Annotated in this window: 10 protein-coding genes; 3 read left to right on the plus strand and 7 right to left on the minus strand. The window is 57.2% G+C overall.

Going from position 1 to position 11,494, the window contains the following annotated elements; genetic code table 11:
- Window positions 1–214 precede the first annotated feature (214 nt).
- From ACFTZB_RS13025 to ACFTZB_RS13035, 3 genes are read left to right on the plus strand one after another with little or no spacing between them, the layout of a single operon-like run.
- Window positions 215–2,074: a DUF4012 domain-containing protein gene (locus ACFTZB_RS13025; RefSeq protein WP_378432061.1), complete on the plus strand. Its 1,860-nt coding sequence runs from the start codon at window positions 215–217 to the stop codon at window positions 2,072–2,074.
- A gap of 8 nt (window positions 2,075–2,082) precedes the next feature.
- On the plus strand, window positions 2,083–2,505 hold the full coding sequence (locus ACFTZB_RS13030; protein ID WP_378432063.1) for a fluoride efflux transporter FluC: 423 nt from the start codon (window positions 2,083–2,085) through the stop codon (window positions 2,503–2,505).
- On the plus strand, window positions 2,502–2,900 hold the full coding sequence (locus tag ACFTZB_RS13035; protein ID WP_378432065.1) for a hypothetical protein: 399 nt from the start codon (window positions 2,502–2,504) through the stop codon (window positions 2,898–2,900). The genes ACFTZB_RS13030 and ACFTZB_RS13035 overlap by 4 nt, the downstream gene beginning before the upstream one ends.
- 5 nt (window positions 2,901–2,905) lie before the next feature.
- Here ACFTZB_RS13035 and ACFTZB_RS13040 read toward each other — a convergent pair whose 3' ends face one another.
- The 7 genes from ACFTZB_RS13040 to ACFTZB_RS13070 all read right to left on the minus strand — a co-directional run bounded on the left by ACFTZB_RS13040 (window position 2,906) and on the right by ACFTZB_RS13070 (window position 11,154).
- Complete coding sequence (locus ACFTZB_RS13040; protein WP_378432067.1) at window positions 2,906–3,463, minus strand: YdcF family protein; 558 nt, start codon at window positions 3,461–3,463, stop codon at window positions 2,906–2,908.
- A gap of 279 nt (window positions 3,464–3,742) precedes the next feature.
- Window positions 3,743–4,999 (minus strand): hypothetical protein, encoded by a 1,257-nt coding sequence (locus tag ACFTZB_RS13045; RefSeq protein ID WP_378432076.1) that lies wholly within the window; start codon window positions 4,997–4,999, stop codon window positions 3,743–3,745.
- Window positions 4,996–6,375 (minus strand): oligosaccharide repeat unit polymerase, encoded by a 1,380-nt coding sequence (locus tag ACFTZB_RS13050; protein WP_378432069.1) that lies wholly within the window; start codon window positions 6,373–6,375, stop codon window positions 4,996–4,998. The genes ACFTZB_RS13045 and ACFTZB_RS13050 overlap by 4 nt, the downstream gene beginning before the upstream one ends.
- Window positions 6,372–7,451 carry a polysaccharide pyruvyl transferase family protein gene (locus tag ACFTZB_RS13055; protein WP_378432070.1) on the minus strand — a complete coding sequence of 360 codons (1,080 nt, stop codon included), beginning with the start codon at window positions 7,449–7,451 and terminating at the stop codon, window positions 6,372–6,374. The genes ACFTZB_RS13050 and ACFTZB_RS13055 overlap by 4 nt, the downstream gene beginning before the upstream one ends.
- Entirely contained in the window at window positions 7,451–8,278 is an 828-nt protein-coding gene (locus ACFTZB_RS13060) for a glycosyltransferase family 4 protein (RefSeq protein WP_378432075.1), read from the minus strand. The genes ACFTZB_RS13055 and ACFTZB_RS13060 overlap by 1 nt, the downstream gene beginning before the upstream one ends.
- Window positions 8,279–8,469: 191 nt before the next feature.
- Window positions 8,470–9,528 carry a glycosyltransferase gene (locus ACFTZB_RS13065; protein WP_378432071.1) on the minus strand — a complete coding sequence of 353 codons (1,059 nt, stop codon included), beginning with the start codon at window positions 9,526–9,528 and terminating at the stop codon, window positions 8,470–8,472.
- Window positions 9,529–9,630: 102 nt separating this feature from the next.
- On the minus strand, window positions 9,631–11,154 hold the full coding sequence (locus ACFTZB_RS13070) for a sugar transferase (protein WP_378432072.1): 1,524 nt from the start codon (window positions 11,152–11,154) through the stop codon (window positions 9,631–9,633).
- Window positions 11,155–11,494 lie beyond the last annotated feature (340 nt).

Here is an 11,494-nt window from a genome sequence, read left to right on the forward strand (position 1 = left end):
TTTCCCGATCCGAGCAGAAGTCGGGCCCGCACGCCGCTTCGTTACTGTGATTTGGCCCGCCTCTGTCCAGATGGGCCTGAACCTGGAGACTCCCGGTTCGCGAAATTCGCTACTCAGACAATAATGAGCACGCGCGTTGCTTACCACGCGGGGGTCAAACTGCGACGCACGTCACAAGCCCTCCACGCAACCACGATGACAGGAGCCACGATCCGTGAACGATCATTCCCGCGGTGATGCCGAGAAACCAGATACCTCTGGCGCTTCCGCGGGCGAGCCCTCGGTTCGTCGCATCCGCAAGCGCACCAATGTCCGCAGCAAGTCTTACAAGCGCAAGCGTGCCCTGATCACGGGGGGTTTTGCGGCCTTGCTGGTGGTGGTGGCACTGGGTCTGTGGCTCGGCTACTCCGCCAGGGAGGCACGCGCAAACCTGTACGAGGCACGCAACCACGCGCAGCTCGCGAAAGACGCGTTACTGGACGGTAATACAGAAGACGCGGAGCGGTCATCCGCCGACGCCGACAAATACGCGAACCAGGCGTACGACTACACCCACAACACCCCATGGAGCGTTGCTTCCGCCATTCCGTGGCTGGGCAGCCCGCTCAAGACGTCGCAGCAGATCTCCGAAGTGGTGCGCGGCCTGACGTCGGACGTGCTCACACCGGCGGTGGCAGCCGGAACCTCACTGGCGCCAAACCAACTCATCGCCTCCGGTGGCAAGGTGAATTTGCAGCCCCTCCAGGACGCAGCACCCGTACTGGATCAGACCGCCGTCGCCGCCTGGCATTGGAATGATCAGGCACAGGCTATCGACGCGCCCACATACCTGGCGTCGGTTTCCGATGCGCGTACCCAGCTGCAAGACCAGCTTTCGGAGCTGTCGAAGCTGTTGGGGAATACCGCAATTGCTGCGAAGCTGGCACCCACGATGTTGGGCGCAGACGGCCCCCGCAACTACTTCATGGCCTTCCAGACCAACGCCGAGGCTCGCGGAACGGGCGGCTTGCTAGGCGGCTACGGCATCATTCGCGCGAATGACGGTGTCGCACGCGTAGACACGCTAGGTCGCAACACTGAACTCGCATTCAACAAGCAGCCCATCGATCTCGGACCCGAGTTCGCTGCACAGTACGGACCGAGCCGACCCACCACCGACTTCCGTAACAGTAACTTGAGTTCACACTTTCCTTATGCGGCGCAGATTTGGAAGTCACTGTGGGCGCAGGACTCCGGCGAGCAGGTCGACGGAGTAATTGCCACCGACCCGATCGCCCTCAGCTATGTACTCGGCGCCATCGGCCCGGTCACCATGCCGGACGGAGAGGTGGTCAACGCCGACAACGTGGTGGAACTGACCGAGTCGACCGCCTACATCCGGTTTGCGAACGACAACAACGCCCGCAAGCAATATCTTCAGACGGTGGCCGCCCGGGTGATCGACAAGATGACCGGCCAGATCCAGTCGCCGCAGAAGTTACTGGACGCGCTGGGCCGCGCAGCGGGCGAGCGCCGTATCGCAGTGTGGAGCTCGCACCCTGACGAACAGCAAGTTCTCGCCGGGACCCTTCTCGGTCACACCGTTCCCGACGATGCGGCACCATTCGCCGGGGTCGTCATCAACAATCAGGCCGGCGGCAAGCTCGACTATCACACGACGCGTCAGATCGACTACACGGCTGAGAGTTGCAACGGCGACACCCGGCGCTCGACAGTCACGGTGAAGTTGACGAACAACACACCGCCCGGTGACTTCCCCGACTACGTCGCGGGAACGTTCATCAACACCCTCGGCGTCCCTAAGGGCACCAATGTGTCGGCTGTATCACTGCTGGCGACACAGGGCGCACAGCTACGGAACGTGACGGTGGACGGCAAGCCAGCGGTGTTCCAGACGGGTAAGGAAATGGGCCACCCACTATTCGACGTCCTGGTCCCTGTGCGGCAGGGCCAGACGACTGAGATCAAATACCAGCTGACCGAGCCTGCCACCCCCGGCGATGCGCGAGTTCCCGTGCAACCGCTAGTGGATGATCCGACCATCACGGTGAACGTGCCGAACTGCGGCGCCTGATCCGGATCGTGTCTCAAACCTCGCGCACCGCTGTCACGGCGCTGGCTGTGGCGACCGGTGGCGCGGCGGGAGCTGCATCCCGATATCAGATCTGGCGGTGGTGGCCCGACGACGCAATGCATTTTCCCCTCACCACATTCGCCATCAATGTGGCGGGGTGCTTCCTGTTCGGTCTATCCATCGGCGCTATCCCGACCGGGGATCAGGATTCGAGGACCATTTTGCGTGCGTTCCTCGTGTACGGGGTGCTATCGGGCTTCACCACCTTCAGTTTCTTTGCAGTACAGGGTGTCACACTGACCTCCCCTCGGATGGGATTGCTATATCTTGCGTTGACGCCGGTTTTCGCTGTCGGTGCGGCGTGGGCCGGCAGGGCGTGCTGGTTCGTGCTGTCGAGGCGCAGCCGTCCTGCGGGAAGGCATGAACAATGAACGTGTCGACATCGGTCAACTATGGGTGGTGGGTCGCAGCCGGTGGAGCGGTGGGTGCACTGGTGTACTACTTGGCCGTGAAGGCAATAGGCCCCCGCATGGGGGCAAGCCGACTTGTGTTGGCGCTGACGATGTTTGCATGCCTATTCCTCGGCATTATGGTCGCGTCGGGCCGGAACGGGGAAGGCTATGCGTTTCTTGGTGTCGGAGTGCTCGGTTCCTTGGCACCCTTTACCGCGGTTGCCGGACAGGCACTAACCCAACGTCGTCCTCGATCTCGGCACTCCATACCCCTGATTGCGTTGTCGATTTTTCTGGTTGGCGTGTCCATGGCGATGCTCGGCTACATCTTGGCCGATATCGGCAGCAAGGGGATCGAGAAGCTTCCGGGTTAGTCGCGTTAGCACCTACCCTGGACAACAGCTTTGACGAAGCCGACAGTCTGGTACAAGTATGTATATTCCCACTCCGCCAGGCTGAAGTTGTAGTCGCGCGGTACCGGCCTCATGACTATCTGACCGTCAAAGCACTGAGAGAAGATATACCGAGCGCGTGGCAGGTGGTAACGCCAGCTGATCACCAGGACGCTTCTCCAACCATTCCTGGTCGCCAGTTCTTGGGTAAATAGCGCCTCCCCTCGGGTAGTACTCGGGCGAGGCGGGAGACAAGTCACGGTTATACCAGGATCACCAGTTTCGCAGATATCCCGCATCTTGCTGCTCTTACCGACCAACCAGTCAGAGATGACCACATTCTTCGAGATCCCACTGCGTGCGAGCTCGATGCCGTACTCTTGTCGTCCGTCGAACTGGCCACCCAATACAATAATTGCATCAACAGGCTGCAATGGGTCCACCGACGACCGGCCATAAACGACGTAGCCCAATACACCGACACTTGTCAGAACGAGGGCGAGCGTGCCCACCATCCCGAGCACCCATCCAGTTAGAAATCGCATACTCCCAGCCTCTACGGTGACTCCGAAGCCGACTCTGCCTTACACACATCTAAACAAGAAGACATCTCTAGGCGGTCCCGGACATCTTCCGGGTCCACGCAATTGTATTCCCGGACCACGGAAAGCGAAGCTGATGGTCCTGCGACCATACTCACGATCCGCGTTAGCCGTTCCGGACCCGACATGGGCGAGACGAGAAGCCCAACGAGAGAAATATAGGCTGCGAACTCTTGAATGAGACCACGGGTCGTTCTGCACCTGTGTTCGCTCACCCACACTCTACCGCCGATGCCGCCCCTTCTTGTCCCGTAGAGAAACACCCACCAAGCAGAACAGCAAGACCACCAGAACCAAAGACATGCAAGTCAGTCCAATGAATCCACCGATGACGCCGCCGACTGCAACCGAGACGGGTGCAACCACAATTGTTGCAATTCCGACAGCAGACCTCACCCGCGCGGCCGACCACGTCACTTTTAGGGCACGAAGCAACACTCCCGGCACGGACTCTGACGCAGCCGCAAAACGAGCGACGGCACCTACGACGAGGTAGCCGCTAGCAACCGGCCAGGTATCACCCAGCAGGGCGGACCCCCACCTATCGGGGATAACCGACAGAACGAATAGCGATGAGCCAACAGTCACTCCAATGAGCACAAACATGAAAATGCTGTTTTCCACGACAAGCCGGCCTGAAAGCGCGCCCTGCCGAACCACATGCGAGAGAAACGTTGAACGTAAGAAATTCGTAACTACATTCGTTACGCCAAATAAAACAATTACGCTGCGAAATGCAGCAGAATCAGCTAATGAACCCCAGTGGATCGTGGCGAGCAACGTCGCCCACTGAACGAAGGCCCCCCATATTGATTCGAAGCCAAAAGTATTGCCAAATCTCTTCGACTGTTTCCGCCACATTTTTGAGCCATGCAGCGAGGGTCGACCTCCTAGTCGCCACGCCCGGACTACCCCAAACACGGTCGGCGACACGCCCAACGCCAGGATCGCCGCCCAGGGTGGAAGACCTGCTGCGACGACCAGCACCAACAGGGCAACCTGAGTGCCCACGACCATCAAATCGAGACGAAACGCCTCCGAAATTCGCCCATCGCGAATAAGCACGTGCCGTAAGGTGTCCTGCACTGCAATGCCAGGCAAAATGCACAGACATGCGCCGACGCCGGTCGAGATACCGCCGCCGACAAAAAGAAGAAATACGCCAACTGGCACGAACATCAGCGAGACGGTGGCCGAGAATTGGACGCACCACCTAGCATCCGCCTTTGCCTCAAGCTCTGAGCCTCTATCCAATACGAGCAGAACCTCACCCGAAAACGCTCGCAATACAACAGTAGACATTTGATACAAGAGTGTCGCGGCAGTGAAGACGCCGAGCTCGCCAGGAGAATACACGTTCGCGGCGATGACCAGAAAAACCACACTGCTCAAACTAAGTACAGCTTGATCCAAAATTCCGAGCGATATAGTCGACGGAATCCGCCTCACCCGTGGAATTCTCTCAAGAAGGGCGTTCACCGGATGATGGTCCGGTTAGTTGGACGCAAGTCATTGGGCCTATTGAGCGCGTACACAATGAACAGCATTGCAATCACCATGGGAAAATATCTACCCTGCACCCAGTATGTGATCCGAACTATCTCCAACAATCCAATAAAGGAGACAGAGTAGGCAATTAGGCCGGCAATATTTCCACGGCGCAGACTTGAATATAGAAATCCGATAAAAACACCAATGATAAGCCAATATACTACCGATCCCATCGTTCCGAGATCGGCGTCAGAGATGAGAAAGGTTCCTTCGTTATTGAACTCTGGGTTCGCGTAGTTGACCAAAGTGTTAGACCACCAAATGCGTGCGCCGATGCCGTCGACCATCCCGCCGCCGAGCACACTGGGCAGCCCTGGCGCCTCCCACAATACCGGAAATGTAAAGAACGGATCATGCGCGCGGCCACTCAAGATCGAATGATAAAGACTACTATTGTTGATAGTAGTCACGTAGTAACCAAGTAGACGTGTTGATATGTACTCAAAGAAAGAAGAATCTACAACATTCCGATAGTAAAGCCAGCTGCGGGAATACTCAAATATCGCAAATACAGACCATAGGACTGGAACCGCGAGCAGAGGCGCCAGAAAGTTTACAAGCCGAGAGCGTGTACGTGACTTTTCCTCGGCTGAAACTACTGAAAACACTACTACGACTGGAATAATAACTTCGATGATTGCCAAACGCTCACCGTAAAAAAATGACCGAAAGAGAGCAAAGGCGATTACGGTGTATATCTGGTAGTTCTTTTCTCGCAGCCCCACCCGACGCAGAAAGACTCTCATCGCGATGCAGACGGGCCCTAGCTGAGTGATTGTTGTAAGCCCCGCCACCGGTGGGCTAAGGCGCTTCAGCCGTCCTACTGAGCCTTCTTCCAATCGAATGATCGCAGCGAAGTCCTCCACGCTGGCGCCGCGCCCGATCGCGAATGCTATCCAAAAGAAGTAGCCTACAAGTGTGAGGGCGAACGTTATAGTCGCGATTCGCCCGCATCGCGCAATGATCGTCGGCGAAAGGACACACCGCAGAGATTTATTGCGTGAAGAGGTACTCGTAGTTACAGCCAAGCCTATGGCAAAGGCTAAGCCGCTGATCGCCGCAGTGAGCGTTAGATCCGAACTAACATACCTCGGCACCTTCCATAATGAGTAAGAGTCGGAATCGACCATAAATCCCGACGCCACAATCAGCGACACGAAGAGCAGAGCCGGCCATAGCGGATGTATCCACCAAGGAAAATTAAAAACAACGGACCGAGGCATTGACTCTTTGTCTACTAATTTCTCCGCGGCCAATTCGACGTTCGTAAGATTTGCTTCCTGGCTGCGGGTGTGCGACGTCATTTCCTTCCGCGTCCTTCCCAGGTTGCTGTGCCCATAAGTGCGGCCAGGTCGGACTCTAGGACGTCTCTGCTCTGTGCAAGTCGCCTTCGAGCAACCCCCACCGCCTCTGCATAACTCTCTCGACGGTGAGCGGATTCATAAAATTCACGAATCTGATGGTGCACATGCTTGGGGTCGAAGCTGTTGACATTATGGACGAAGTCGTCCAAACCAAGATCTTGAAATGCGCCAAAGCCTTTTCGCTCGTAGGCTAGATGGATCACAAAATGCCCGGCATTCAATGCCATTAGTGCCGCGTGCAGCCGAACGGCGACCACCACCCGGCGTCCTTCTGCGCGAGCGGAAATCAACTCGTGACGAGGTACCGTCACGACTGGGCTGAGAGATTCCATGGCGGATACATCGTTATTTCCGCCAGTCGTACTCTGGATGTATCCGTCGAATTCCTTAACTATGGACGCCAGGGTTTGGACTCGTTGCGGGACAGTCCCCCGAATCGCGCGCACACTGAGAATTGGCCTGCCAGTTGGGATATCACTAACAGTATCGACGGCGTCTTTTGCGATCAGCGCCATGTCGGGGCGACGGCGTAATGCAACGTCGCCGAACTCATTGACAGAGCGATCATCCCTCACGTATACAACGTCAATCCCACGAAGCAGCCTAGACAGCGGTGCTCTGAGGCCAAACGCTGCCGGGCCTATACTTTGCGGTAGATAGACGACCGGCCCAGTTCTCCTCGACGCGGCCCACAGCTGCGGGCCATGGACTATTGCAGATCGCAATGCCTCCATGGGGTGTCCCGCCCTTAGGTAGCCCCCGCCCACTCCGACTACAAGATCAAAGCTGTCGATTCTTCGCAAAATTCGAGCGTATGTTTTTGATTCGGACCAAGATCGTGGCAATGAATTCACAACCGAAACACCAAATCGGTCGAACGTTCGCGGGTGCGAAGCCATCAGGGTTATTGAAGCATCGTGCCCGAAGCGGTCTTTGATTACCTCGATTGCTTCTTCAACGAGTAGCCCATCGCCAGCGTTTTGTGCGCTATACGCGTGTAGTATTAAGAATTCCATTACACCAAATCCTCGTACAAACGCATATGGGCCTCCACACTAATGTTCCAATCGAACTGTTCCGCCCAATCTGGTCCTTCCGACTTTATTTCGTGCATCCAGCGGCCATCGTGCAGCGCATTTTGGACCTCGTCGGCGATGGTACGCGAGTCGAGGTTGCGGAGACGCCACGCCGGGCCAGCGACGTCCTTCAAGGACCCATTGTTTGAACAAATTACAGGAGCGCCGGCCGCAAGCGCCTCAAGTACTGGAAAGCCAAATCCTTCGTAAAGGCTTGGAAATACAAATATTTCGCAGCGCTGCATAAGAAACACGCGCTCTGCGTCTGAGATGAAACCAAGATGAACTACGTTCGAAGACCGGTCTATTTCTTCCATTATCGTCGAGAAGTTCCACGCGGGTTTGCCGGCAATAACGAGCTTGATATCCCTCAGGGATGCAGACTCAAATGCACGAATTAGCTCGATTAAGTTCTTTCTCGGTTCGAGGTTGCCTACGTACAACGCGAATCGTTCGGGTATTAATTCGGACAGCCCTTCCGGCAATGGCACGCGACTGTGGTACTCGGAATGAGAAATACCATGCGGAATAACGGTGATGCGATCGAGCGGGACATTGAAAACATCAGAGACATCCCGCGCGCTTGACTCCGAGACCGTGATGACACGCGACGTACTCGCGATCGCTCGCGCCACCCGTGTCCGCCAGACTGCCTCTTGGCGGCGACTGCGAGCCGTGCTGATCCAGCGGCTTGCCACACCGTGAACTGTGACCACCGAGGGTCCGCGCGTCGGCACCAGAGGTCCGGTATCGGCGACGTAGTGCAAGATTCTTCCCGGGCGAGGAGTGAGGAGCCCAGCGCACGTTTCACTCGCGATTGTCCCTAACTTGCCGCCCGGAGACTTGATACGGCCGACAGTCACGCCGCGCTCGGTCAGACCCTGTTCGAGCTTACGTGCATAGGTTGTGTTCCCACCTACATGCCTGTCGAGTATTCTGCTCGGCATATCGACGCTAATCACCGGAGGACCTCGGCATCCTCAAGATAGAGCGCCCGTAGCGCCTCTCGTTGAGTATCTTCATTCATCGTCTCCAACAGACCTCGTCCGCACTGAATTGCCTTCTTGCGAAGAACGCTGTCAGCCAATATTTCGATCGCGATTCGCGCCATATCCTCGGGCGATTCAGCCGTAACGAGACCGGTTCCATCAAAGCACGGAATCGACCTAGCAACGATTGGAATGTCGTAGTTGGCTGCATCCAGCACACTCAATGGGAACCCTTCATACCGGGCCGTATGCAGGTACAAGTCTGCCTCTGTTAGTTGCCGATTAAGCTCAGCGCCATCCAGCCAACCCGTAACCTCTACTCCGTGATCTGCAAGCTTGGCTCTTAGGTACTTGTCTCCATCGCCAATCCAACGGAAGACAACAGGAACGTTACTAATTCTGCTAATTTCATCGATTACGCGAGTGTAAAATTCCGGATCCTTTTGCGAGCACACTCGGCCGACCATGATTACATTGATCGAATCTTCGGGCTTGTCTCTTTCCGCTGGCCCCGCCAATCCTTGCTGGACGATCCTGCTTGGGGCGTTTGGGACGAGCACGATTCGCTTCTTGTCGGATAGCCTATGCCCGAGCAAGCGACGCGCTAGCTCCATTTCGCGGTTAGAAAGCGTCACCGTGGTATCCGACCGGAGGCTCAGAAAATGCTCGGCGGCGTGGTAGAGCGCTCTCAGGCTACTGCTCCTGGTCGGATCTTCCATGACAAAGCAATGCGGTTGATAAACCACGGGAATTCCGAATGGAACTATGCGCGCATAGAATCCCGCCCAACTTGAGTGCGCATGTATGATGTCGGGCCGATGTGACTCGATCATCCGCCGCGTCGAGCGGATTCTGTGTCGCAAACCGTTTGGAAGTTTGTCGAGGGATTCATATGAGACTTTTTCATTGTTCAGGTCGGCACCGTCGGCCAGTAGTAAGTGGGTGCACTCCGGGAGGATCCTTACGATCGTTTCGATCGCGCGGCTAACCCCTCCCTCGTAGACGCTGGTTACGTGCAGTATCTTCACGCGTTCACTCCGATGTCTCCTGAGACAGCTACTAGGCTCTCCGCGAGCAGTTTGTTACCTAGCCGAGGTGCAGGCAATCTTCCTGGAAGATATTCGAAATTATCAATATGCCCCATCACCGGCCATCACCGCCTTGACTGTCTTTCCGACAATAAGCACGTCGCCCATCATCGACCAGTTCTCCACATACGAGAGATCGAGCCGCACAGTCTCTTCCCAAGACAGGTCCGAACGGCCACTGACTTGCCACAGCCCGGTAATCCCCGGCTTGACCAACAGTCGGCGCCTGACGGCCCCGTCATAGGCTTCTACCTCACGGCGAAGCGGGGGTCGAGGTCCCACGACGCTCATCTCACGACGGAGCACATTGATGAACTGGGGCAATTCGTCGAGGCTGTACTTGCGGAGGAACTTCCCCACCTTCGTCACTCGCGGATCCTCGCGCATCTTGAACAGTACGCCGGCGCCCTCGTTCGCTTCCATGAGTGAGGCCACTTGCTTGTCCGCGTCCACGACCATGCTGCGGAACTTGAGCATCGGGAACGGCTTGCCGTCCAGCCCCATACGCTCCGACTTGTAGAAGACCGGACCTGCGCTCGTCAGCTTGATTGCAAGCGCAGCCGCGATCATTACCGGACTGATGATGATGAGCGCAAACGTCGCGAACACGAAATCGAAGGAGAGTTTCGAGAACTTCTGAGCGCCGTGGTAGCGAGGCTTTTCCACATGAATGAGCGGAAAGCCGGCGACCGGCCGCATCGACAGGCGCGGACCTGACACATCCATCATTCCGGGAGAAACCACGAGATCCACATGATGTGGCTCGAGGTCCCACGCAAGCGAACGCATTCCCTCGTGCCCGAGGTGCTCTGTGGCTGTCACGGCGACGGTGTCTGCGTGGCAGAAACCCAACGCGCGAACGACGTCACGCTCGTCGCCAAACACGGGGATATCGCGCTCCCCCACAACGATTTTGTCGTTGCGTGCGCCAGTGTGCCCTGGGATGCACATGCCAACCACCCGATAGCCGTCGGCCGTGCCCCGCTCGAACGATTCGGCCAAACTCCGCACCGAGCGTTCACCACCTACCACGAGCACCGAGGTCTGGAACTCGCCACGAGAACGCTTACGGGCGATCACGCGACGCCACACCCACCGACTGAGCATGAGACCGGCCAGCCCTACAGGGAAGGCAATCGCGAGGTACAGACGCGCGAGGTCTAGACGGAACAAAAGGGCGGCGATGGCGATCAGGCCGAACAGCCTGACCGTGGAGACGAAGATTCGCCGATACTCATCCGGCCCGCTCCCGATCACGCGAACCGTGCGGGTCCGGAAAATAACAAGTGTGACGAGCCACGACGCGACCAGTAGGGCAGATACCAACGTATAACTGAGGGTTTGAGGAAATGCAGACGTGTGCAGGACGCCGTTGTCGCCGAAGCGCACCCACTGCGCCAGTGCGACCGCCGCAATCACGATCAGCGTGTCCGAGACCCACAACCGCCGGATGTAAGCGGCCTGCCAGGCACGCCTGCCACTGGGTCGGCCGTCGAGACCCGTTGCGGGCGTGGTGCCCCCAGCAGGGGTTGCCGAGTCGAGCGAGACACCGAACGACGTCACCATCTAAGCCTTCCAACTAGGACCGATGAGTCGACGAGCGTCACTGTCTCGCGACCTGTGTGGCGGTAGAGGAAGTCCGCCCCCCCCCCCGGAGTTTTGCTGCCAGCTAATGATCGCACCAGTGGCCCGTCTCGTTACACTCGAGATACCCCGGAGTGATGCGATTCACACTGCCGATATTTCCTCAGCGAGAGGGACTTTCGACCCTGGTCAACCAGAGGATCTGCAGTTAGTGTCACGCACTCGGAGACTAGAGCGTGTCTGCTATTTGCGGACGCGGTGATGGATGACGAAGGCGGCGAGGAGTACGCCACCGAGATAGGTGGTGGCGTACTTGTCGTAG

Source organism: Rhodococcus sp. NPDC057014, from assembly GCF_042673295.1.
Taxonomy (GTDB): domain Bacteria; phylum Actinomycetota; class Actinomycetes; order Mycobacteriales; family Mycobacteriaceae; genus Rhodococcus_F.